The sequence below is a fragment of the Nocardioides daeguensis genome, assembly GCF_019192965.1.
Lineage (GTDB): Bacteria > Actinomycetota > Actinomycetes > Propionibacteriales > Nocardioidaceae > Nocardioides > Nocardioides daeguensis.
In genome coordinates this window covers 1-22,788 of record NZ_JAHTKU010000019.1, presented here as the reverse complement: position 1 = coordinate 22,788, position 22,788 = coordinate 1, and the positions used below count along the sequence as shown (strand labels likewise).

Sequence of the window (22,788 nt, the reverse complement as noted above, 5' to 3'; positions counted from 1 at the left end):
AGGCCGGTAGCGTTGCGTCCCGTGAGCACCACCCCCACCCGCGTGTTCGCGGCCAGGCTGGTCGGGCTCCCGATCTTCGACCCCCAGGGCGACCAGGTCGGGAAGGTCCGCGACCTGGTCGTGACCCTTCGCACCGAGGGGACCCAGCCACGCGTCCTCGGGATGGTCGCCGAGGTGTTCGGTCGGCGCCGGATCTTCGTGCCGATGACCCGGGTCACCAACATCGACAGCGGCCACGTCTACACCACCGGGCTGCTCAACATGCGCCGCTTCGAGCAGCGCTCGACCGAGACCCTGGTCATCGGTCAGATGCTCGACCGGACCGTGACGATCAAGGACAGCGGCGTCACCGGCACCGTCTACGACGTCGCGATGGAGCCGGCCCGCACCCGGGACTGGGTGCTGTCCCGGGTGGCGGTGCGCGAGCCGTCGAAGGGGTTTCGCCGCCGCGGCCAGACCCACGTCGTCGAGTGGCGCGACGTGTCCGGCCTGACCCGCGCCGACGACCGGCAGGGCGCCACCCACCTGGTCGCCGCGCTCAACGAGATGCGGCCCGCCGACGCGGCAAGCATCCTGCACGACCTGCCGCCGGAGCGTCGTACGGCGGTCGCGCTGGCGCTCGACGACGAGCGGCTCGCCGACGTCCTCGAGGAGCTGCCCGAGGACGACCAGGTCGAGATCCTCAAGGGCCTCGACTCCGAGCGCGCGGCCGACGTCCTCGAGGAGATGTCCCCCGACGACGCGGCCGACCTGGTCAGCGACCTGCCGCCGGAGACCGCGGAGATCCTGCTCGGGCTGATGGAGCCCGAGGAGGCCGAGGACGTGCGGCGCCTGATGTCGTACGTCGAGAACACGGCCGGCGCCATGATGACCTCCGAGCCGGTGATCCTCGGCCCGGACGCCACCATCGCCGACGCGCTCGCCCACGTCCGCAACCCCGAGCTCACCCCGGCCCTTGCGGCGCTGGTCTACGTGTGCCGCCCGCCGTTGGAGACCCCCACCGGCAAGCTGCTCGGCGTCGCCCACATCCAGCGCCTGTTGCGCGAGCCCCCGTCGACCCTGGTCGCCGGCGCGCTCGACGACTCGATGGAGTGGCTGCGGCCCGAGGCGAGCATCGACGAGGTCGCCGCCCACCTGGCGACCTACAACCTGGTGGCGGCGCCCGTCGTGGACGAGGACCGGCGGCTGATCGGGGCCGTCACCGTCGACGACCTGCTCGACCACATGCTCCCCGCCAACTGGCGCGAGCAGGCCCGCGAGCGCGAGCGGGGCGTCTCGTGAGCGAGGCGCGTCGCGAGCGGCTGGACACGCCGCGCGAGGAGCGACGCCAGCTGGTGCGCCGGCCGTCCTACAACGCCGACACGTTCGGCGTCTTCGCCGAGCAGTTCGCCCGGTTCATGGGCACGGCGACCTTCCTGATCTACATGACGTTGTTCGTCGCCGGCTGGGTGTGCTGGAACCTGTTCGCTCCCGGCGAGCTGCGCTTCGACGACTACCCGTTCATCTTCTTGACCCTGATGCTGAGCCTGCAGGCGTCGTACGCCGCGCCGCTGATCCTGCTCGCGCAGAACCGTCAGGAGGCCCGCGACCGCGTGATCGCCGAGCAGGACCGTCAGGCCGACGCCCGGGCGCACGCCGACATGGAGTTCCTCGCCCGCGAGGTGGCGTCGCTGCGGATGGCGGTCGGCGAGGTCGCCACCCGCGACTTCCTGCGCTCCGAGCTGCGCAACCTGCTCTCCGACATCGACGAGCGGGCCGAGGAGCGCGCCGAGGAGCGTGCGCAGTCTCACGAGGACGGCGCCGACGCCGCGCCTTCCCCGACTCCCTAGACTCAGGGGTTGTGACTACCACGCAGTCCCCGTCCGTCGAGCAGGTCATGACCGCGCTCAGCAAGGTCAACGACCCCGAGATCAAGCGACCCATCACCGAGCTCGGGATGGTCGAGGGCGTGGACATCGCGGCCGGCGACGGCGGATCGGTGGTGACCGTCAAGGCGCTGCTGACCGTGGCCGGCTGCCCGCTCAAGGACACGATCAACCGCGACGTGTCGGCCGCCGTGGCCGCCCTCCCCGGGGTGACCCGGGTCGAGGTCCAGCTCGGCGTGATGAGCGCCGAGCAGCGCTCCGGACTGCACGAGACCCTGCGGGGCGGCCAGGCGCAGCGGGAGATCCCGTTCGCGCAGCCCGGGTCGCTGACCAAGGTCTTCGCCATCGCGTCCGGCAAGGGCGGCGTCGGCAAGTCCTCGGTCACCGTCAACCTGGCCCTGGCCCTGGCCAAGGCCGGCCGCAAGGTCGGGCTCGTGGACGCCGACATCTACGGACACTCCGTGCCGGCGATGCTCGGCGTCGCGGACGCCCGGCCGACCCAGGTCGACGACCTGATCATGCCCGTCCCGACCCCGTCGGGCGTCTCGGTCATCTCGATCGGCATGCTCAAGCCGCGTCGCGACCAGGTGGTCGCCTGGCGTGGCCCGATGCTCGACCGCGCACTGGTCCAGATGCTCGCCGACGTCTACTGGGGCGACCTCGACGTCCTCCTCCTCGACCTGCCGCCGGGCACCGGCGACGTCGCGATCTCGCTCGGCCAGCACCTGCCGGGCGCCGAGGTCGTCGTCGTCACCACGCCGCAGGAGGCCGCGGCCGAGGTCGCCGAGCGCGCTGGCACGATGGCCTCGATGATGCACCAGCGCGTCGTGGGTGTCATCGAGAACATGAGCTACCTCCCCTGCCCCCACTGCACCGCGGAGGGCAAGGACCACCGGCTGGAGATCTTCGGCGCCGGCGGCGGCGAGCGCGTGGCCGAGACGCTGTCCCAGCGCTTCGGGTACGACGTGCCGCTGCTCGGCCGGATCCCGCTCGACGTCGCGCTGCGCGAGGGCGGGGACGCGGGCAAGCCGATCGTCGACGCCGACCCGACCGCGCCGGCCGCCACCGCCCTCCAGGGCATCGCCGAGCGCCTCGGCGGACGTGGCCGTGGCCTGGCGGGCATGCAGCTGGGGCTCACCCCGACCAGTAAGTTCTGACCCGCACGCCGCACGGCGCGCGGACCACCACGGGGCACGACGGAGAAGGGGCGGCTGGCGGGTGTTCGGGATCGGGTTCGGCGAGCTCGTCGTCATCGCCTTCCTCGCGGTGCTCGTGTTCGGTCCGGACAGGCTGCCCGACCTGGCCCGCCAGGCCGGCCGGTTCGCCCGGGAGCTGCGCAAGTTCGCCACCAACGCCCGCGACGAGCTGCGCGCCGAGCTGGGGCCGGAGTACGCCGACCTGGAGCTCGCGGACCTCGACCCGCGCGCGATCGTCCGCAAGCACATCGCCGAGGCGATGGCCGAGATCGACGAGCTCGAGGACACCCTGCGCAGCGCGGTCGAGGACGACGCGCCCGCACCGCCCCGGGCGCTCGAGCCCGGCGAGCTGCCGCCGTACGACTTCGAGGCCACCTGACCGGCTCAGGCGGCTGCATGGATCCCCGGATGTCCGGGGATCCATGCGCTTGTCAGGGGTTGCAACACCTGACAAGCGCATGGAATGCCCTCCTCCTGTGACCGATGGGGCCGGTGAGGAGACGAGCGATCACGCTCGCGACTGCGCCGCGGCGAGGGCGCTGAAGGCGACCAGGACGGTCCGGCGTCCCTCTCCGGCGACCAGCTCGCAGAAGTCGGCGCCGACCCGGCGCAGCACGCCGTCGTGGCGGCTGCCGTCGCGCAGGTGGAGCAGGCACGGCTCGCCCGCGTCGGCGATCCGGCGCAGGGCCGAGGCAAGCCCGAGGCGGGTGAGCGGCGACCAGGCGACCTCGGGGACCGAGCGGTCCGAGGCGCCATCCACCGTCGCCACGGCGCCGAGGACGACCACCCAGTCGTGGTCGCCGGCCGCGACGAGGAGCCAGCCGTCGGCGACACGCTCGACGACTCCGCTCACCGCCCCGACGCCCGGCACCCCGAGCGTGACCGACCGCCCGACGCTCGCCATGAGCCGGCCGGCGAGGGTGACCTGCTGGTACTCCGCCCGGCTGCGGTCGGCGACCTCGAGGTCCCGCTCGGCGGCGTAGAGCGCACTCGCCCGGTCCTCGAGGTCGTCGAAGAGCGCGAACAGCTCGTCCTCCCAACCCATGGCCCCAGCCTCGCACGCAGTTCGTCCACAGCCTCCGAGCCGGACCGTTGACATCGACCTCGAACGAACTCATCCTGATTCAAACGGAAGCAAACACAAAGGTTCTCTCGGGATGGAACTCGTCGTCGTTGCCGGCCGGGCGCGGGTCCGCGCGTCCCTGCTCTGGCTCACCGTCACGGCCGCGCTGGCCGGGCTGGCCGCCGTCACGGTGCCGCTCGCCCGCAACCTGCTCGTCACACCGGGGCCGGCCTTCGCCGATGCCCTGGTCCAGCTGTGCGCCCTCTGCGCCCTCGTGGCCGGCGCGTTCGTGTGGCTGGCCGCCACCGACGTCGCCCGGTGCGTGCTGCGCCCCGGGAGCGCGCCCCGCGTGCGGCCGGTCGGACCGCTCCGGCTCGCCCTGCTCGCCGCCTGCGGCGTCAGCGTCCTCGCCGGCACGGCGCCCGCCCACGCCGCCGCGGCCGGCGGCGACACCCCGGTCGGCAGCGGCGCATCCCTGAGCGCCGAGGCGCTCGCCGGGCTCCCCCTCCCCGACCGCCCGGACGACCCACTCCAGGACTCGCCCACCCTCACCACCACGACCGTCGCGCTCGGCGACTCGGTGTGGACCGTCGCCGCCCGCCAGCTCGGCCCGAAGGCGTCGCAGGCCGCCGTCGCGTCGTACTGGCTCCGGGTGCTGGCGCTCAACGCCGACACCCTCGGCGCCGACCCCGACCTCGTCCGCCCCGGGCAGACGCTCCGGCTGCCGCCGGCCTGACCCCCGCCACCAGGAGGAACCATGTCCGCAGTCCCGCACGACCTCGTCGGCCTCCGCCTTCCGGTCCCGGCCACCCCCACCCAGGGCACGCTCGCCCTGGCCCTGCTCCCCCGCCAGGCGCCGCCCCGCCCCATGGCACGCTCGCGGCGCGAACCCGCACGGCCCGGCACGGTCGTCGTCCCCATCGACCTGCGGCTGCGGCACGCGGTCGAGGAATGGACCCACCGGTTCGTCCAGGCGGCCGTCGAGATCGTCGGCGGCGACCGCCCGGTGTCCCAGCTGGTGCGCTGGACCACCCGGGAGGTGTACGCCGACCTGCACCGTCGCGCCCTCCTGGTCGCCCGCGCGGGTGGTCACCAACCCGGGCTGGCGCGGGTGCAGCCGGTCCGGCCGCGGGTGCAGAGCGTGCACGCCTGCTTCGTGACCGACACCGTGGTCGAGTGCGGCGTCCACGTCCGTCACGGCGAGCGGTCCCGCGCGGTCGCGGCACGCTTCGAGCGGGCCGACCAGCGCTGGATCTGCACCGCCCTCGACTTCTCCTGAGCGGCTCGCGAGATCTGACCCCTGTTCAGATGTGACGGGAGTCACTACGTTTCCGCCATGATCCGTTCCCTCACGGCCGTGCTGGCCGTTGCCGGAGCCGCGCTCGCCGCGCCGCTCACCGCGTCCCCCGCCCACGCCGACGGCCCGGGCGTGGGCACGCCCACCGTCGTCTCGGTCGGCGACTCCTACATCTCCGGGGAGGCCGGTCGCTGGGCCGGCTCGTCGAACAGCAGCAGCGCCCGCGCCGACGCGCTCGGCTCGACGGCGTACTACGACAACGCCACGGGCACCGGCGAGACGATCGACCGCTGCCACCGCGCCCGGAGCGCGGAGATCCACATCGGCGGCGGCGTGAAGAGCGTCAACCTGGCCTGCTCGGGCGCCAAGACGGCGACCGCGACCGGCGACACCTTCAAGCCGGGGCTCGACTTCTACAGCGGCGCCGAGGGCGTCGGCCAGGCCCGCGCGCTGCAGACGCTGGCCACGACCAACAACGTGAAGATGGTCGTGGTGTCGATCGGCGGCAACGACTTCAACTTCGCCGGGGTCGTCCAGCAGTGCGTGCAGGACTTCCTGCTCTCGCCGTCGTGGTGGAAGGACTACTGCTACGACGACAGCAGCGTCACCAGCAACTTCACCAGCAGCAACGTCTCGGCCGTGAAGACCCGGATCGCGGGCGCGCTGACCAACGTCCGCACCGCCCTGCGCAACGCCGGCTACGCCGACTCGCAGTGGACGATGCTCGTCCAGACCTACCCCTCCCCGGTGCCGGGCGGCTCCGGCTTCCGCTACAGCCAGAGCGGCTACACCCGCCAGAACACGGGCGGCTGCGGGTTCTGGAACGCCGACGCGGACTGGGCCAACAACTCGGCGCTGCCCACCATCAACAACACCGTCACCGGCGCGATCGCCCAGGCCGGCATCACCAACGCCAAGACCCTCAACCTGGCCAGCACCTTCAACGGCCGCCGGCTGTGCGAGACCGGCGTCGGCCTCTACGAGGAGGTCGGCATCGCCAACTGGACCAGCACCGGCGCGGTCGACCGCACCGAGTGGGTGAACCAGATCCGCACGGTCACGACGTCCGGCGACTCGCCGTACTTCATCCAGGAGTCGCTGCACCCCAACTACTGGGGCCAGCTCGCCGTCCGCTCCTGCGTGCGGCAGGCCTACAACGGGGGTGCGCCGAAGGGCGGGGCCTGCGTCCGCACCGGCACCGGCCTGCTCGGCGGCGAACCGCGGATGACGCTGCAGTAGAAGAAAGTCGGGGGTTGGACGACAAAACTCACGCTTGGACGAGGAAGTTTCCTCGTCCAAGCGTGAGTTTCACCGGCCGGCCGGTGAAACTCCCGGCGGGCCGGATCTCAGACGTCAGCCGCTGACGCGGGTGGTGTAGCCCGAGGCTCCACCGGGGGCGCCGTGGCAGCGCTTGTACTTCTTGCCCGAGCCGCAGGGGCACAGCGCGTTGCGGCCGATGTCACCGAACTCGTCGTCGGCGTTGGACACCGCGCCCGTGCCCCGCACCTCCTCGTGACCCGTCTCGTCGGGAGCGGAGTAGGTCAGGTGCTGCGGCTGCTTCGGGGCGTCGAGGCCCTTGGCGGTCACCTTCGGGGCAGCGGCTCCGGTGGCCTTCAGCTCGGAGGAGATGGCCGCGAGGTCCACCTCGCCGCCGGCCTCGAGGCCGACCCCGAGCGGCGGCTCGGCGAGCGCACCGTCGTGCATCGGGCCCGCGTGGCGGGTGCCGTCGGGGTGGTAGTGGAACTCCTCGTCCTCGTCCTCGACCTGGACCTCCAGGTTGAAGAGGAAGCCGACGGTCTCCTCCTTGATGCCGTCCATCATGGCGGCGAACATGTCGAAGCCCTCGCGCTGGTACTCGACCAGCGGGTCGCGCTGCGAGTAGGCCCGCAGGTAGATGCCCTCGCGGAGGTAGTCCATCTCGTAGAGGTGCTCACGCCACTTGCGGTCCAGCACGGAGAGGAGCACGCGGCGCTCGAGCTCGCGGGCGACCTCCTCACCGACCTCCTCCTCACGGCGGTCGTACGCCGCGTGGGCGTCCGCCTTGAGCACGTCGACCAGGTGCGACTTCTCGAGCGCAGCCTGGGTGCCGGCCTCCTCGACGAGGTCCTTCCACGAGACCGAGACCGGCCAGAACTGCTTGAGGTCGGTCCAGAGCTGGTCGAGGTCCCACTCCTCGGAGAACTCGTCGAGCGAGCCGTTGACGAAGCCGGTGACGACGTCGTCGATGAAGCTGCGGATCTGGTCCTCGAGGTCGACGCCCTCGAGCACCTCGCGGCGCTCGCCGTAGATGACCTTGCGCTGGCGGTCCATCACGTCGTCGTACTTGAGGACGTTCTTGCGGGACTCGAAGTTCTGCGACTCGACCTGGCCCTGGGCGTTGGCGATCGCGTTGGTGACCCGCTTGTTCTCGATCGGGACGTCGTCCGGGATCTTGAGCAGCAGCAGGACCCGGTCGACCCAGTCGGACTTGAACAGCCGCATGAGCTCGTCCTGCAGCGACAGGTAGAAACGGCTCTCGCCGGGGTCGCCCTGGCGGCCGGAGCGACCGCGGAGCTGGTTGTCGATGCGGCGCGACTCGTGGCGCTCGGTGCCGATCACGTAGAGGCCACCGAGTTCCCGGACCTCGTCGTGCTCGGCCTCGACCTGCTTCTTCATCCGCTCGACCATCGCCGGCCAGGCGGCGTCGTACTCGTCGGCCGTGTCGCCCGTGGGCTCGAGGCCCTGCTTGCGCAGCTCGGCGTCGGCGAGGAACTCGTACGAGCCGCCGAGCATGATGTCGGTACCGCGACCGGCCATGTTGGTCGCGACCGTGACCGCGCCCTTGTGGCCGGCGAGGGCGACGATCTTCGCCTCCTCGGCGTGCATCTTCGCGTTGAGGACCGAGTGGGCGACACCGCGCTTGGTCAGCTGCTGGTGGAGGTACTCGGACTTCTCGACCGACACGGTGCCGACCAGGACCGGCTGCCCCTTCTGGTGACGCTCGACGATGTCGTCGACGACCGCGTCGTACTTGGCCTCCTCGGTCCGGTAGACGAGGTCGGGCTGGTCCTTGCGCAGCAGCGGCTTGTTGGTCGGGATCGGGACCACGCCGAGCTTGTAGATCTTGTCGAACTCGCTGGCCTCGGTCATGGCCGTACCGGTCATGCCGGAGAGCTTCTCGTAGAGGCGGAAGTAGTTCTGCAGGGTGACGGTGGCGAGGGTCTGGTACTCCTCGCGGACCTTCACCCCCTCCTTGGCCTCGATGGCCTGGTGGAGGCCGTCGTTGTAGCGGCGCCCCGCCAGCATGCGGCCGGTGTGCTCGTCGACGATGAGCACCTCGCCCTCCATGACGACGTACTCCTTGTCGTTGCGGAACAGCTCCTTGGCCTTGATGGAGTTGTGCAGGAAGGAGATGAGTGGGGTGTTCGCCGACTCGTAGAGGTTGTCGATGCCGAGGTGGTCCTCGACCTTCGTGATGCCGTCCTCGAGGACCGAGATGGTGCGCTTCTTCTCGTCGACCTCGTAGTCGACGTCCTTGGTGAGCTTCTGCGCGATCTTGGCGAACTCGCCGTACCACTTCACCTCGTCCTGGGTCGGGCCGCTGATGATCAGCGGGGTCCGGGCCTCGTCGATGAGGATCGAGTCGACCTCGTCGACGACGGCGAAGTTGTGGCCGCGCTGCACGCACTCCTCGAGGGAGGAGGCCATGTTGTCGCGCAGGTAGTCGAAGCCGAGCTCGTTGTTGGTGCCGTAGGTGATGTCGCACGCGTAGGCCTTGCGCCGCTCGTCGGGGCGCATGCTCGGCAGGATCACGCCGACGGTGAGGCCGAGGAAGTGGTGGACGCGGCCCATCATCTCGGACTGGAACTTGGCCAGGTAGTCGTTGACGGTGACGACGTGGACGCCCTTGCCCTCGAGGGCGTTGAGGTAGGCGGGCAGCGTCGAGACCAGGGTCTTGCCCTCACCGGTCTTCATCTCGGCGATGTTGCCGAGGTGCAGCGCCGCGCCGCCCATGACCTGGACGTCGAAGTGGCGCTGTCCGAGCACGCGGCGAGCGGCCTCGCGAACCGTGGCGAACGCCTCGGGCATGATGTCGTCGAGGTCCTCGCCCTCGGAGAGGCGCTTGCGGAACTCGTCGGTCATGCCCCGCAGCTCGTCGTCGGACATCGCCTTGAAGTCGTCCTCGATGGCGTTGACGGCCTTCGCGATGCCCTCGAGCTGGCGGAGGATCTTGCCCTCTCCGATGCGGAGGAGCTTGTCGATGATCACTGGCACGCCGCCACTCTACCCAGCGGTCACCAGCACTCAGAGTTCACGGCTCAAGGTTCACGGACGCGGGTGCTGCCGGTCGTACTCGGCGAAGGCGGCCGCCCGCTCGTTCTCGATCTTGCGACCGAGGCCGTAGGCCGTTCCCCACAGGAGCGCGAAGATGCCGCCGACCACGAACATGAGCGGGGCGAGGAAGCCGAGCGCGACGGCGCCGACCTGCAGCACGTGCCCGAGGAGGTACGCCGACTCGCGGCGCAGCATCCCGGCGACCAGCACGCAGGCCAGCGCCAGGCCCAGGCCCAGCGGCAGCGCGACAGCCGGACGGATGTCCGAGATGCCGATCATCACCGGGGTGGACAGGCCCACCGCGATCGCCTCGAGGGAGAGCACGGCGGCGCACATCGCGCGGCGCGGGGACTTGCCGCGCTCCGGGTCGACGGGGGCGGTCGGCTCGCTCACTTGCGGCCTCCGAGAAGCGCCCGGGCCTCGCCCACCGTGACGACCGAGCCGGTCACCAGCACCGCGCCGGTACTCAACGCGTCGTTGCCGTCGGACTCGGCGAGCGCGGCGGCGGCGTCGATGGCGTCGGCGAGCAGGGGCACGACGGTGACCCGGTCCTCCCCGAACACCTCCCGGGCGACCACGGCGAGCTGGTCGGCGGGCATGGCCCGCTCGGTGGAGTTCTGGGTGACCACGACCTGCGCGAGGTGCGGCTCGAACGCGGCGAGCAGGCCCTCGGCGTCCTTGTCGGCCATCACGCCGATCACGCCGACGACCGGGTCGAACTGGAAGGAGTCCTCCAGCGCGGCGGCGGCGGCCTCGGCTCCGTGCGGGTTGTGGGCGGCGTCGAGCAGCACCGTGGGGCTGCGCCGCACGACCTCGAGCCGACCGGGCGAGGTGATCTCGCCGAACGCGCCGCGCACGACGTCGTCGCCCAGCGGCTCGTCGCCGCCGACGAAGGCCTCGACCGCGGCGAGCGCGGTCGCGGCGTTCTGCGCCTGGTGGGCGCCGTAGAGCGAGAGGAACACGTCGTCGTACCGGCCCCGGAGGCCCTGGATCGTCACGACCTGGCCGCCGACGGCGGGCGTCCGGGCGACGACACCGAACTCGAGGCCCTCCCGGGCGACGGTCGCGCCGACCTCGGCCGCCCGCTCGAGGAGCACCGCGGCGACGTCGGCGCTCTGCTGGGCGAGCACGGCGACGGATCCGGGCTTGATGATCCCCGACTTCTCACGGGCGATCTCGACGGCGGTACCGCCCAGGTAGTTGGCATGGTCGACGGCGATCGGGGTCACCACGGCCACGTCGGCGTCGATCACGTTGGTCGCGTCCCAGGACCCGCCCATCCCGACCTCGACGACCGCCACGTCGACGGGCGCGTCGGCGAAGGCGGCGTACGCCATCCCGACGACGGCCTCGAAGAAGCTGAGCGGGTGGGCCTCGGCGGCGTCGACCAGGTGCATGTACGGCGCCACGTCGTTGAACGCCCGGACGAACGCCTCGTCGTCCAGCGGCTCCCCGTCGACGCTGATCCGCTCGCTCATCTTCTCGACGTGCGGGCTGGTGAACCGGCCGGTGCGCAGGTCGAGGGCGCGCAGGAGCGCGTCGATCATCCGCGACGTCGACGTCTTGCCGTTGGTGCCGGTCAGGTGGATCGAGCGGTAGGCGTGCTGGGGGTCGCCGAGCAGCTCGGTGAAGGCACGGATCCGGTCGAGCGAGGGCTCCAGGCGGGTCTCGGGCCACCGGGACAGGAGGGCGTCCTCGGCCTCGTCGAAGGTCTCGGCTGGTCGCGCTACAGGCTCGTTCATGTCGGTCGAAGTCTAGGGTGTGCGCGCGGAAGGGAGACAAAGCGTGCGAGGTCGGGGACTGGCCGCCGTGCTGACGACGGCGGCGCTGGCGTTGTCGGCCTGCGCTGTCTCCGGCGACGACTCCGCCGCCGCCGGCCCGAGGTCGACCGAGGCGCCGCTCATCCCGGAGGCGAGCGCGCTGGCCACCACGCTGCCGAGCGACGTGCTCGCGGGCGAGATGCAGGACCTGGCCAAGCTGGCCGAGCGGCTGGCACAGCAGCTGCCCGCGCAACGGCGGCCCGAACCGGTGCGGATCGCGGGCAGCAGCACGCGGTGGCAGCCCGGGGCGGCGTACCGGGGCGTCTTCGCGGACCCGGACATCGTCCGGTACGACGGCCGCTGGTACGCCTACGCGACCAACACCTCGCACCTGCGGCTGCCGGTCCTCACCTCCCGTGACCTGTCGACGTGGACGCCGCTGGCGACGAGCGGCGGCGGCCGCGTCGACCCGATCGAGGTCGCGGGCTGGGTGCGCAGCAGCGACGGCGGGCGCGACCTGTGGGCGCCGGGGGTCGGCAAGGTCGGCGACGGCTGGACCGCGGCGTACGCCGCTCCGGCCGGCACCCAGGGCGGGCAACGGCACAACTGCATCGGGCTGACCCGCGGCCCCTCCCCGGCCGGTCCGTTCCGGCCGGTCGGCGAGCCGATCTGCTACGGCGAGGCCCAGCTCGGCGTCATCGACCCGGACGTGTTCGTCGACGAGCGCGGCGTGCCGTGGCTGCTGTGGAAGTTCTCCGGCGTCGTCCACCGGCGCCCGGCGGGGCTGTTCATCCGCCAGCTCAACGCCGACGGCACCGGCTTCGCCGCGGGCTCACAGACCCGCGAGCTGCTCACCCTCGACCGGCCGTGGGAGGGCGACACGATCGAGAACCCGAGCATGGTCCAGTTCCGCGGCGTGACCTATCTCTTCTACTCCGGCAACTCCTGGGAGCGGGCCGACTACGCGACGGGCTACGCGATCTGCGCCGGGCCGGAGGGCCCGTGCGTGCGGCAGAACCGGGGCGAGCCGCTGCTCTCGACCGCGTCGACCGGGCGCCTCGGTCCCGGCGGCGCGTCGGCCTTCGTCGACCGCTCGTCCCTGCGGCTCGTCTACCACGCCTGGGACCAGGTCGGCCGCACCCGCCAGCTGCACGTGGCCGGCCTGTGGCAGCGCGACGACGGCACCCTCGAGGTCATCGACCCCGGCTGACCCTCTCGTTGAGTTGCCGCATCCTCGCCGTCGAGTTGCCGCATCCTCGCCGTCGAGTTGCCGCTTGCCCGCGGCGTCCAGCAACTCAACGGTGACTTTCCGGCAACTCAACGGTGAGTTCGGGGAAGGTCAACGCAGGGGGTGGGGCAGGTCGATGACAGGAGTCAGCGCGCCCGGTTGATGTGCATCCGCATCCAGCCGGCGACCTGCCACATCGTCGGCTCCGCCGCGTCGAAGACGTCGGTGTGTCGCCAGTAGCCGTGCACCTGGCCGAGGTAGCGGGTGCCGACCACCTCGACGCCGGCCTCGGCGAGCAGCAGCACGAGGTGCTCGCCCTCGTCGCGCAGCGGGTCGTGCTCGGCGGTGGTGACCAGGGTCGGGGGCAGACCGGCGAGCGCGTCGGAGAGCAGCGGGGCCAGGTCGGGGTCGCGCAGGTCGGCGGGCGTGGCGGCGTACTGCTGCCAGTACCAGGCAGCCTCCTCCGGGGCGAAGCCGTCGGCCGCGGTCAGGTAGGAGTCGAAGGAGGCGGTCGGGTCGAGGAACGGGTAGACCAGCGCGACTCCGGCGAAGCGGCCCGGGTGCCGCAGCGCGGTGACCAGGGCCAGGTTGCCGCCGGCGCTGTCGCCGTGGACGAACCTCGGCAGCCCGGCCAGGTCCGGCTGGTCGTCGAGCCAGCGCACCGCGGCGGCCAGGTCGTCGGGCGCGGCCGGGAACGGGTGCTCGGGTGGGCGGCGGTAGTCGACGCTGAGCACCGCCATGCCGCTGAGGTTCGCGAAGCGTCGCACCGCCGCGTCGTGGACCTCGATGTCGTTGAGCACGAAGCCGCCGCCGTGGGCGTGCACCACCACCGCGTCGTAGCCGGCGGGGAGATAGAGCCGGGCCGGGACGCCGCCCGCGTCGACGTCGCGCACCTCGGCCACCTCCGGGCGCGGCTGCGCGGCCGCCGCCGTCCGGGCCCGCTCCCGCTCCGCGACGATGTCGAAGGCGGGGTCGGTGACGGGGAGGTCGCCGGCGGCGTTCGCGACGGCCGCGCGGGCCTGGGGGTGAAGGGCCATGCCCGCACCCTAGGGTCCTCAGCCGATGTCGATCCGCACGGTGTCGGCCACCGCCTCGTAGCCGAGCGCCTGGTAGAGCGCGTTCGACGTCGGGTTGGCCTGGTCGGTGAACAGGGTGACCCGGTCCCCGCGCCCGCGGAGCAGGCGCGACACCTCGGCCACCGCCGCGCCCGCCCAACCGCGGCCGCGCTCCGCCTTCGGCGTGTAGACCGGGCCGATCCGGCTGACGCCGTACGCCGGCGGGTTGGCGCCGATCAGGTGGACCACCCGACCCTCGCCGTCCTCCCAGAACCAGAGGACCTCCTCGACCAGCTTGCGGCGCACGTCCTCGATCCCGAACGCCGCGGCCTCGCCGTCGTGCCCGGCCGGGCGACCGGCCTGCTCGTCAGCGTCGACGAAGAACTGCTGGACCCACGCCAAGGCCTGCTCGGCCTCGTCCGCGCGGACCGGGCGCAGCCGGCCGGGCCGCGCAGGCGGCTCGACGAGGGTGCCGAGCTCGAACAGCCGGTGGTGCAGCCCGTTCGTGACGCGGCGCCCGGTCGCCGCCGCGATCGTGGCCGCGAACACGTCGGCGGCCGGCCGCAGTCCGGTGGCGCCGCCGACGTCCTCCCCGCGCTCGAGCACGGCTGCGGCCAGCGCGCTCGCCGCGTCGTCGGGCATCGCGAGCAGGTAGACCGGGTACGGCGGGAACGGCGCGGTCCGCATCGCGAGCCCCACGATCGCGCCGTCGGGCCCGGCGACCACCGCGAACCAACAGTGCGGCAGGGCGCCACGGCCGAAGTCTCGGATCCGCTGGGCGATGGTGGTGACGACCGTGCCGGTCACCGGGTCCCGCTCGAGGTGCGCACCCACCCGGGCGAGGAACTCCCCCGCGTCCTCGGTGAACCAGACGTCGTACCCGTGCTCGCCCATGGAGGGATCGTGGTCGGCCGGGGCCGGCGTCTCAACCGGATTTCGGGATCAGCCGTCGAGCCGGGCCAGCTCCTCCTCGATCACCGTCGGGTCGAGCTTGACGAAGACCGGGGTCGGCTTGGCGACCGCGCGGCCGACCTCGATCGGCTGCCGGCCCCAGGACGGGAAGCCGGTGTAGTCGCCGGTGATGATCGGGTAGCTGCGCTCGGCGTCGTCGAGGTCGGTGACGTCCTCGATGACCGGCATCGGGGCGACCGCGCCGGTGCCGCCCAGCGCCTTGTCGACCTCGTTGGCCGAGAACGGCAGGAACGGGCTGAGCACCAGGTTGAGGTCGGCGACGCACTGCGCCATCACGTGCAGGATCGTCGCGAGCCGCTCCGGGTCGTCCTTGATCTTCCACGGCTCGGAGTCGGAGACGTACTTGTTGACGTCGGCCACCGCACGCATCGCCTCGCCGATCGCCTGCTTCTGCCGGTGCCGGCCGATCAGGTCGCCGACGGTGCCGAAGGCCTCCGCGACCGTGGCGAGCACCGCCTCGTCCTCGGCGGCCAGCGGACCGGCAGCCGGGATCTCGCCGAAGTTCTTCGCGATCAGGTTGGCCGTGCGGTTGACCAGGTTGCCCCAGCCGGCGACGAGCTCGTCGTTGGTACGGCGCACGAACTCGGCCCAGGTGAAGTCCGAGTCCTGGCTCTCCGGGCCGGCAGCGGCGACGAAGTAGCGGAACGCGTCGGGCTGGTAGCGCGCCAGCAGGTCGCGGACGTAGATGACGACCTTCTTCGACGAGGAGAACTTCTTGCCCTCCATCGTGAGGAACTCGCTGGAGACCACCTCGGTCGGCAGGTTGAGCTCGCCGTACGTCCGCGGCTGACCGCCCTGGGCGCCCTTGCCGGCGTACGCGAGCAGCTCGGCGGGCCAGATCTGGGAGTGGAAGGTGATGTTGTCCTTGCCCATGAAGTAGTAGGACAGCGCCTCCGGGTCGTTCCACCAGGCGCGCCACGCGTCGGGGTCGCCGCTGCGGCGGGCCCACTCGATCGAGGCGGAGAGGTAGCCGATGACGGCGTCGAACCAGACGTAGAGCTTCTTGGTCGGGTTGTCCTGCCAGCCCTCGAGCGGGATCGCGATGCCCCAGTCGATGTCGCGCGTCATCGCCCGTGGGCGGATCTCCTTGAGGATGTTCTTGGAGAACCGGATGACGTTGGGCCGCCACAGGCCGGTCGCCTCGCGCTCGTCGAGCCACGCCTGCAGCGCGTCGGCCAGCGCGGGCAGGTCGAGGAAGAAGTGCTGGGTCTCGATGAACTCCGGCGTCTCGCCGTTGATCTTCGAGCGCGGGTTGACCAGGTCGTGCGGGTCGAGCTGGTTGCCGCAGTTGTCGCACTGGTCTCCCCGCGCGCCGTCGTACCCGCAGATCGGGCAGGTGCCCTCGATGTAGCGGTCGGGCAGGGTGCGGCCGGTCGAGGGCGAGATGGCGCCGTACGTCGTCTGCTCGACGAAGTAGCCGTTCTCGTAGACGCCCAGGAACATCTCCTGGACCACGGCGTGGTGGTTGCGCGTGGTCGTGCGCGTGTAGAGGTCGTAGCTGATGCCGAGCCCGACCAGGTCCTCGACGATGAGCCGGTGGTTCTTGTCGGCCAGCTCCTGCGGGGTCAGCCCGGCCTCGTCGGCGGCGATGAGGATCGGGGTGCCGTGCTCGTCGGAGCCGGAGACCATGAGGACGTCGCTGCCCGCCATCCGCTGGTACCGGCTGAAGACGTCGGAGGGCACACCGAAGCCGGCCACGTGGCCGATGTGGCGGGGGCCGTTCGCGTAGGGCCAGGCGACAGCGGAGAGGACGTGCGTCATGGACCGAATCCTAGGGTCGCGGCCTCCCCCGGTCGTCAGCGGCGGGACTTCTCGATCCTGCGGGCGGTCCGCAGCCGGATGCCGGGGAGCGCGTCGTACAGGAGCTGGCCGGGGCACTCGGTGTCGTTGGTGTCACGGTGGCCGTCGATGACCGGCAGCGTGACCCAGGTGCCCTTCGGGTAGAGGTCGCTGCCGTGCGAGAGCACGAGCGTGGTCGCCAGCGGGTCGCGGTGGTAGCTCTTCAGCTTCCAGGCGGCGATCTTCGCGACGGCGGAGAGCACCTCCGGCGCGGGCGCGACCTCCTGGTAGCTGCCGAGCACGGCGATCCCGACCGACGTGTGGTTGAACCCGAGGGTGTGGGCCCCGCGGGTGTCGCGGCCGCTGTCGGCGCCGCGTCGGCCGGCCCAGATCCGGCCGAACCGGTCGACGAAGAAGTTGTAGCCGACGTCGGACCAACCCAGCGTCTTGGTGTGGTAGCGGTAGATCGCCCGCAGGATCCTCGGGACCTCGCGCCTGCGGTAGTCGTTGCCGGTCGCCGTGTGGTGCACGTGGACCTGCTCGACACTCTTGACCCGCTTCGGCCTACCGGTGGCCAGGCGCGGGTTGGCGTGCCAGGCGCGGCGGCTGCGGATCCTCGGGCGCAGCGAGCGGTGCCCCGGCCGCTCCGCGAGGTCGTCCGCGGAACGGTCCGCGGCGGCGTCGCCCGGGTGGTCGCCGGGGTCGACCAGGGTCAGCACCGGACGCTCGACGACTCCGGTCACCTCGACCTGGACGCCGTCGCTGTCGCCCACCCAGAGGGGTTCGGTGCCCCCACGGGTACGCCGGGCCTCACCAGTGCCGCGGTCCGGCAGGTCACGCAGTGGCGGGACGTCTCGCCACGGGCCCCAGGTGCCACGGACGCCGCGGACCCGGACCCGGACCTGGCCGGCGCCGGCGGCCCAGGTCACGCCAAGCAGCGCGAACCGGTCGGTGCGCTGCTCGGCGGTGCGCAGCGTCGCGCCCCGGGCCGCGACCTGCGGGTCCGGAGTCAGGGCGACGTCGAGCGCCCGCCCCGGTCCGCCCTCGTCAGGTCGCAGCCGCAGGCGGCCGTCCGCCCCCGCCGGGACCGCCGCGGCCGGGCCCGAGGTGATCGCGACCAGCGGCAGCACCGCCACCGCGGCTCCGAGCGAGGCGAGGTCGCGGCGGCGCAGGTACGGGTCCGAGAGGCTCATGCCTCCCGAGCATGCGCCATCGACCCAGGCGCCGGAAGGCGGCCGACGGGCGTGTCGCACATCCGCGGCCCGTCGTACCTCCTGCCCCACGAGCACCACCGGCGAGGCAGTTCATACGCTGGTCAGGGGTTGCAACCCCTGACCAGCGCATGGATCCCCGGACATCCGGGGATCCATGCAGCCGCCCTCAGGAGAAGTCGAGCTCCCCCGTGCGGGTCCGCTTGAGCTCGTAGAAGTACGGGAAGGACGCGACGGCCACGCAGCCGTCCCACAGCTTCCCGGCGTCCTCGCCGCGCGGGATCTTCGAGAGCACCGGGCCGAAGAAGGCGGCGCCGTCGATGTGGATGGTGGGGGTGCCGACGTCGTCGCCCACCGCGTCCATGCCCTCGTGGTGGGACGCCGCCACCCGGTCGTCGTACGACGCGTCGGTGGCCGCGTCGAGGAGGGCGGAGTCGAGGCCGACCTCCTCCAGCACCTCGGCGATGAGCGCGAGGCCACCGTCGGGCTGCTCGTGCAGCTTGCGGCCGTCGAGGTGGATCCGCTGCCCGAAGGCGTCATAGAGGGGGCGGAGCACCTTGTCGCCGTACTGCTCCTGAGCGGCGACGAGCACCCGCACCGGTCCCCATGCCGGGGCGAGCATCTCCCGGTAGGCGTCGGGGATGTCCCTGTCCTTGTTGAGGTAGGCGAGGCTCATGACGTGCCAGCGGATCTCGAAGTCCCGCACCAGGCTCGCCTCCAGGAGCCATCGCGAGGAGATCCAGGCGAACGGGCACAGCGGGTCGAACCAGAAGTCGGCGACGTGGGGGGTGGATTTTCCGGCCATGCTTCGCCAAACCACCCCGGCGTCGCCGGCATTCCCGATCGGCGTGCCGATCAGCGCACGTCCACGCGGCCGACCACCTTCGGCGCCGCCGGTACGACGGCCGAGCCCAGATAGCGGACCCGCACCTTCCTCGTCCCGCGGGCCATCGGCACCGTGACCTTCGCGATGCCGTCGCTCAGCCTCACCTCGCGCTGCCAGCTCCCGATCCGCACCAGCACCTTGCCCGTGACCGGCAGCTTCCCCACTGCGGTCACGCGCACGCGCACGATCGCGCGGCCGGGTGCCGATCTCGTCTTCAGGGTGACGAGGGCCGGGCTGGTCACCGCGGCCTGCGCGGTGAGCGTCTCGACGGCCGGCGCGAACTGCGCCTTGGTGCCGCTCACCTGCACGCTGACGCTCGTGCCGACGTCGTCCGCCGCGAGCTGGTAGGTCGCCGCCGTGGCCCCGGGGATCGCGACGCCGTCGCGCAGCCACTGGTACGCCGGCACCGCGTCGGGCTGGTCGTAGGTCCCCAGCGTCGCGGTCAGCACCTGGCCGAGGGCCGGCGTACCGCTCAGCGTGGCCGGTGCCGTCGCGTGGACCATCCCGGCGAGGACCGGACCGAGCTCGTAGAACGGTGAGACGTAGGTGGTGTAGCCGTCCGACTTCGCAACCACGCGCATGCTGAGCGTCTTGCCGACCAGGTCGGGGGTCAGCGCGAGGTCGGGGGTGACGATGTCCCCGATCCGCACCCCGTCGGCGAACCAACGCCACCGGTTCTCGGCCGGCGTCGGCGACCAGCCACCCGCGGTGGCGGTGACCGTGGTGTTCACGACCAGCGGCGCGGCGACGACCGGGTTCGCGGTCTGGGCGAAGACCTTCTCGGTCGGGGTCGGCGTCGGTGTCGGCGTCGGGGTCGGTGCGGGCCGGTCGACGAAGTGGATGAACCCGGTGGGCCAGCGCCCGCTGGCCCGGGTGATCGAGCGCCAGTGGAAGGTTCCGCCCCACGAGTCCTCGGACACGACGATCTCGTCGGCGGACACCACGCGCTCGACGTAGGCGACATGGCCCGCGGACCCGGCGCCGTTGGAGTACTTGCCCCACCAGGCGATGGCGCCGGCGTTCGGCGTCTGGTCGGTGATGGAGGCCATGAACTTGCCCCACTCGCTGGCGTTGCCGTCGCCGGTCCACGGCCGCACGTTGGGCATCCCGGCGCGGATCATCCGGTACGCCGCGTAGTTGGTGCAGTTGTGGCCGGAGTACATCCGCCAGTACATGGCGCCGTTCGCGGCGCCGTACCCCGCGTCGGAGTAGCCGGCCGCGACACAGGCGGCATAACCGCTGCAGAGATACGTGGTCCCTGCCGATGGCAAGAAGGGCTCCAGCATCGGGGCGGACGCGGGCCCGGCGAGGACGAGGTAGGACGCCAGCATCGCACTGGCGGCAGTGGTGGACCCCCAGCGCGCGGCCCGGCCTGGTGTGCGCATGCCGAACACCATCGGGCACAACGGCCCCAGAACGCAACAAAAACCCCGAAAATCCCTCCCTTCACTGGCGTGTCGCGTTGACATGAGGGAATTGCAGCGTTGTAGTTCGCGCCCCGCGCTCCGATTGTCCGACAACTTCGAGCGGATGCAAGGATGGCTGCCATGCCCGGCACCAACCTCACCCGCGACGAGGCGGCTACCCGCGCCGCCCTCGTCGACGTGACGTCCTACGTGATCGACCTCGACCTCTCCGGCGCGACGGAGGAGGGCGTGGAGACCTTCGGGTCCACCACCACCCTGACCTTCTCCTGTCGCCAGCCCGGCTCGGCCACCTTCGCCGACCTGGTCGACGCGACCATCCACGAGATCACCCTCAACGGCGTTCCGCTCGACCCCGCCACGGCGTACGTCGACAGCCGGATCTCGCTGCCCGACCTGCAGGCCGAGAACGTGCTCGTCGTCAAGGCCGACTGCGCCTACTCCCACACCGGCGAGGGCCTCCACCACTTCGTGGACCCGGCCGACGGCAAGGTCTACCTCTACTCGCAGTTCGAGGTCCCCGACGCCCGCCGCGTCTACACGACCTTCGAGCAGCCCGACCTCAAGGCGCCGTTCACCTTCAACGTGACCGCTCCGGCGCACTGGAAGGTCGTCTCGAACGCCGCGACGCCCGAGCCCACGCCGGTCTCCGACGGGGTCGCGATCTGGAACTTCCCGGCGACCAAGCCGATGTCGACCTACATCACCGCGATCGTCGCGGGTGACTACTACGAGGTGCAGGACGTCTACGAGGGGGCCCACGGCACCATCCCGCTCGGCCACTACTGCCGCCAGTCGCTCAAGGAGTACCTCGAGCGCGACCGCGAGGAGATCGTCACCCTCACCCAGCAGGGCTTCGCGTTCTTCGAGGAGGCCTTCGGCTACCCGTACCCGTTCGGCAAGTACGACCAGCTCTACGTGCCGGAGTACAACATGGGCGCGATGGAGAACGCCGGCTGCGTGACGCTGCGCGACGAGTACCTCCCGCGCTCGCGCCAGCCGCGCTCCTTCTACGAGTTCCGCGCCTCGGTGATCCTGCACGAGATGGCTCACATGTGGTTCGGCGACCTCGTGACCATGAAGTGGTGGGACGACCTGTGGCTCAACGAGTCGTTCGCCGAGTGGGCGTGCTACCACGCCGAGGCCCTCGCCACGTCGTACGACGACGCGTGGACCGGCTTCACCAACGCCCGCAAGCAGACCGGCTACCGCGCCGACTCGCTGCCCTCGACGCACCCGATCGCGGCCGACAACGTCGACCTGCACGCGGTCGAGGTCAACTTCGACATGATCACCTATGCCAAGGGCGCGGCGGTGCTCAAGCAGCTCGTCGCCTGGGTGGGTCTCGACCCGTTCCTGGCCGGGCTCAAGCAGTACTTCCACGACCACGCGTTCGGCAACACGGAGTTCTCCGACCTGCTGACCGCCCTCGAGAAGGCCTCGGGTCGCGAGCTGACCGGCTGGGCGCAGGAGTGGCTGCAGACCGCCGGCACCAACACCCTCTCCCCCGCCTTCGAGCTGGCCGCCGACGGCACCTTCGCGTCCTTCGCCGTCCTGCAGAGCGCGCCGGCCGACCACCCGACGCTGCGCCGCCACCGGGTCGGCATCGGCTTCTACAACACCGCGGAGAGCGGCAGGCTGGTCCGCACCGACTACGTCGAGGTCGACGTCGACGGCGCGCGCACCGAGCTCGCCGAGCTGGTCGGCAAGGCGCAGCCCGAGCTGCTGCTGCTCAACGACCAGGACCTGGCGTTCGCCAAGATCCGCCTCGACGAGCGCTCGCAGGCCACCGCCATCGCCCGTCTGTCCGACCTCGACGACTCACTGGCCCGTGCGCTGATCTGGAGCGCCGCCTGGGACATGACCCGCGACGCCGAGCTGTCGGCGACCGACTTCGTCGAGCTCGTCCTCGGGAACATCGGCCAGGAGACCGACGCCTGGGGCGTCAGCCGGATCCCCGTGTACGCCGCCCAGGCGGTCTCGCTCTACAGCGACCCGGCCCGGCGTGCCGAGCTCGCGGCGCGCTGGGAGCAGGGCCTGCGCGGCCTGCTCGCCGCGGCCGAGCCCGGCACGGACCACCAGCTGACCTTCGCGCGCGGCTACGCCGCGGCGGCCAGCAGCGAGGGCGCGATCGCCGAGGTCGAGGCCATCCTCGACGGCTCGCTCACCTTCGACGGTCTCGCCGTCGACCAGGACCTGCGCTGGGCGCTGCTCACCGCGCTGGCCCGCGTCGGCCGAGCCGACGACGCCCGCATCGACGCCGAGCTGGCGCAGGACAACACCATCTCCGGCCAGGAGAAGTCCGCCGCCGCCCGCGCCGCCCAGGGCACCGCCGAGGCCAAGGAGCGGGCGTGGACCCAGGCCCTGCTCGACCCGTCGGTCCCCAACGAGACCCAGCGCAGCGTGGTCCTCGCCTTCTGGCAGGCCGGCCAGGAGGCCGTGCTGGCGCCGTACGTCGAGCGCTACCTCGCCGAGGTCGCCGGTGCCTGGGACCGTCTCGGCAGCCACAAGGCGTCGGTCGCGCTGGAGCACATCTTCCCGCGCCTGGTCGCCACGCAGGCCACGCTCGACGCGGTCGACGCCTGGCTGGCCGCGAACGCCGAGGCGGTCAACCCCGGTGCGATCCGCTACGTCCGCGAGGGCCGTGCCGATGTCGCCCGGGCGATCGCCGCGCAGGCCTGCGACGCGCGAGGCTGACCTGGAACGCTGCGCGACCTCCTTGGACGTCAAGGAGGTCG

The 22,788-nt window shown here is 71.8% G+C and carries 19 protein-coding genes; 9 read left to right on the top strand and 10 right to left on the bottom strand.

The annotated features are described in order from the left end of the window. The first annotated feature begins 21 nt into the window (after positions 1-21). From KU893_RS14925 to KU893_RS14910, 4 genes are all read left to right on the top strand, one after another. Positions 22-1,281 carry a magnesium transporter MgtE N-terminal domain-containing protein gene (locus tag KU893_RS14925; protein WP_218235169.1) on the top strand — a complete coding sequence of 420 codons (1,260 nt, stop codon included), beginning with the start codon at positions 22-24 and terminating at the stop codon, positions 1,279-1,281. After that, on the top strand, positions 1,278-1,829 hold the full coding sequence (locus tag KU893_RS14920; protein ID WP_218235168.1) for a DUF1003 domain-containing protein: 552 nt from the start codon (positions 1,278-1,280) through the stop codon (positions 1,827-1,829). Before KU893_RS14925 ends, KU893_RS14920 begins: the two co-directional genes overlap by 4 nt. Positions 1,830-1,876: 47 nt before the next feature. Next, the gene (locus KU893_RS14915; RefSeq protein ID WP_218235363.1) at positions 1,877-3,022 is read left to right on the top strand and encodes an Mrp/NBP35 family ATP-binding protein; all 1,146 of its coding nucleotides are present in this window, start codon (positions 1,877-1,879) and stop codon (positions 3,020-3,022) included. A gap of 61 nt (positions 3,023-3,083) precedes the next feature. Next, the gene (locus KU893_RS14910) at positions 3,084-3,440 is read left to right on the top strand and encodes a sec-independent translocase (protein WP_218235167.1); all 357 of its coding nucleotides are present in this window, start codon (positions 3,084-3,086) and stop codon (positions 3,438-3,440) included. Between the two features lie 129 nt (positions 3,441-3,569). Here the strand turns inward: KU893_RS14910 and KU893_RS14905 are convergent, their stop codons facing one another. Further along, positions 3,570-4,106, bottom strand: a complete 537-nt coding sequence (locus KU893_RS14905; protein WP_218235166.1) for a hypothetical protein — start codon at positions 4,104-4,106, stop codon at positions 3,570-3,572. Positions 4,107-4,218: 112 nt separating this feature from the next. Here KU893_RS14905 and KU893_RS14900 point away from each other — a divergent pair, with 112 nt between their 5' ends. The 3 genes from KU893_RS14900 to KU893_RS14890 are packed head-to-tail and all read left to right on the top strand — an operon-like array spanning position 4,219 to position 6,660. Next, a complete protein-coding gene (locus KU893_RS14900; protein ID WP_218235165.1) occupies positions 4,219-4,860 on the top strand; it encodes a LysM peptidoglycan-binding domain-containing protein in 642 nt (213 codons plus the stop codon). Positions 4,861-4,881: 21 nt separating this feature from the next. Further along, positions 4,882-5,403 (top strand): Rv3235 family protein, encoded by a 522-nt coding sequence (locus KU893_RS14895; RefSeq protein WP_218235164.1) that lies wholly within the window; start codon positions 4,882-4,884, stop codon positions 5,401-5,403. Between the two features lie 57 nt (positions 5,404-5,460). Next, positions 5,461-6,660: an SGNH/GDSL hydrolase family protein gene (locus KU893_RS14890; protein WP_218235163.1), complete on the top strand. Its 1,200-nt coding sequence runs from the start codon at positions 5,461-5,463 to the stop codon at positions 6,658-6,660. 114 nt (positions 6,661-6,774) lie between these two features. Here KU893_RS14890 and secA read toward each other — a convergent pair whose 3' ends face one another. Genes secA through folC form a run of 3 tightly spaced genes read right to left on the bottom strand, consistent with a single transcriptional unit; the run spans position 6,775 to position 11,477 of the window. Further along, entirely contained in the window at positions 6,775-9,675 is a 2,901-nt protein-coding gene (gene secA, locus KU893_RS14885) for a preprotein translocase subunit SecA (RefSeq protein ID WP_218235162.1), read from the bottom strand. A gap of 51 nt (positions 9,676-9,726) precedes the next feature. After that, positions 9,727-10,128, bottom strand: coding sequence for a DUF4233 domain-containing protein (locus tag KU893_RS14880; protein WP_257441394.1), 402 nt, complete (start codon positions 10,126-10,128; stop codon positions 9,727-9,729). Beyond that, positions 10,125-11,477: a bifunctional tetrahydrofolate synthase/dihydrofolate synthase gene (gene folC, locus KU893_RS14875; RefSeq protein WP_218235161.1), complete on the bottom strand. Its 1,353-nt coding sequence runs from the start codon at positions 11,475-11,477 to the stop codon at positions 10,125-10,127. Before folC ends, KU893_RS14880 begins: the two co-directional genes overlap by 4 nt. Positions 11,478-11,520: 43 nt before the next feature. Here folC and KU893_RS14870 point away from each other — a divergent pair, with 43 nt between their 5' ends. Continuing rightward, a complete protein-coding gene (locus tag KU893_RS14870; protein ID WP_218235160.1) occupies positions 11,521-12,705 on the top strand; it encodes a glycoside hydrolase family 43 protein in 1,185 nt (394 codons plus the stop codon). 164 nt (positions 12,706-12,869) lie between these two features. On the opposite strand, the gene KU893_RS14865 is transcribed toward KU893_RS14870, so the two are convergent. The 6 genes from KU893_RS14865 to KU893_RS14840 form a co-directional block, all read right to left on the bottom strand. Then, positions 12,870-13,760, bottom strand: coding sequence for an alpha/beta hydrolase (locus KU893_RS14865; RefSeq protein ID WP_218235159.1), 891 nt, complete (start codon positions 13,758-13,760; stop codon positions 12,870-12,872). Positions 13,761-13,778: 18 nt separating this feature from the next. After that, positions 13,779-14,672, bottom strand: a complete 894-nt coding sequence (locus KU893_RS14860) for a GNAT family N-acetyltransferase (protein WP_218235158.1) — start codon at positions 14,670-14,672, stop codon at positions 13,779-13,781. Positions 14,673-14,720: 48 nt separating this feature from the next. Then, a complete protein-coding gene (metG, locus tag KU893_RS14855) occupies positions 14,721-16,511 on the bottom strand; it encodes a methionine--tRNA ligase (RefSeq protein ID WP_218235157.1) in 1,791 nt (596 codons plus the stop codon). 35 nt (positions 16,512-16,546) lie between these two features. Continuing rightward, positions 16,547-17,722, bottom strand: a complete 1,176-nt coding sequence (locus KU893_RS14850; protein ID WP_218235156.1) for a peptidoglycan recognition protein family protein — start codon at positions 17,720-17,722, stop codon at positions 16,547-16,549. 187 nt (positions 17,723-17,909) lie between these two features. After that, on the bottom strand, positions 17,910-18,545 hold the full coding sequence (locus KU893_RS14845) for a DsbA family oxidoreductase (RefSeq protein ID WP_218235155.1): 636 nt from the start codon (positions 18,543-18,545) through the stop codon (positions 17,910-17,912). A 50-nt stretch (positions 18,546-18,595) separates the two neighbouring features. Then, a complete protein-coding gene (locus tag KU893_RS14840) occupies positions 18,596-20,011 on the bottom strand; it encodes a CHAP domain-containing protein (RefSeq protein ID WP_218235154.1) in 1,416 nt (471 codons plus the stop codon). Between the two features lie 162 nt (positions 20,012-20,173). Between KU893_RS14840 and pepN the strand changes: the two genes are divergently transcribed. Then, a complete protein-coding gene (pepN, locus tag KU893_RS14835; protein ID WP_218235153.1) occupies positions 20,174-22,747 on the top strand; it encodes an aminopeptidase N in 2,574 nt (857 codons plus the stop codon). The last annotated feature ends 41 nt before the right edge of the window (positions 22,748-22,788 follow it).

Coding starts and splice junctions, on each gene's coding strand:
- KU893_RS14865 (WP_218235159.1), bottom strand. CDS start 13,760: ATGGCCCTTCACCCCCAGGCCCGCGCGGCCGTCGCGAACGCCGCCGGC.
- KU893_RS14900 (WP_218235165.1), top strand. CDS start 4,219: ATGGAACTCGTCGTCGTTGCCGGCCGGGCGCGGGTCCGCGCGTCCCTG.
- KU893_RS14915 (WP_218235363.1), top strand. CDS start 1,877: ATGACCGCGCTCAGCAAGGTCAACGACCCCGAGATCAAGCGACCCATC.
- KU893_RS14895 (WP_218235164.1), top strand. CDS start 4,882: ATGTCCGCAGTCCCGCACGACCTCGTCGGCCTCCGCCTTCCGGTCCCG.
- KU893_RS14840 (WP_218235154.1), bottom strand. CDS start 20,011: ATGCGCACACCAGGCCGGGCCGCGCGCTGGGGGTCCACCACTGCCGCC.
- folC (WP_218235161.1), bottom strand. CDS start 11,477: ATGAACGAGCCTGTAGCGCGACCAGCCGAGACCTTCGACGAGGCCGAG.
- KU893_RS14845 (WP_218235155.1), bottom strand. CDS start 18,545: ATGGCCGGAAAATCCACCCCCCACGTCGCCGACTTCTGGTTCGACCCG.
- KU893_RS14905 (WP_218235166.1), bottom strand. CDS start 4,106: ATGGGTTGGGAGGACGAGCTGTTCGCGCTCTTCGACGACCTCGAGGAC.
- KU893_RS14890 (WP_218235163.1), top strand. CDS start 5,461: ATGATCCGTTCCCTCACGGCCGTGCTGGCCGTTGCCGGAGCCGCGCTC.
- KU893_RS14850 (WP_218235156.1), bottom strand. CDS start 17,722: ATGAGCCTCTCGGACCCGTACCTGCGCCGCCGCGACCTCGCCTCGCTC.
- KU893_RS14860 (WP_218235158.1), bottom strand. CDS start 14,672: ATGGGCGAGCACGGGTACGACGTCTGGTTCACCGAGGACGCGGGGGAG.
- metG (WP_218235157.1), bottom strand. CDS start 16,511: ATGACGCACGTCCTCTCCGCTGTCGCCTGGCCCTACGCGAACGGCCCC.
- pepN (WP_218235153.1), top strand. CDS start 20,174: ATGCCCGGCACCAACCTCACCCGCGACGAGGCGGCTACCCGCGCCGCC.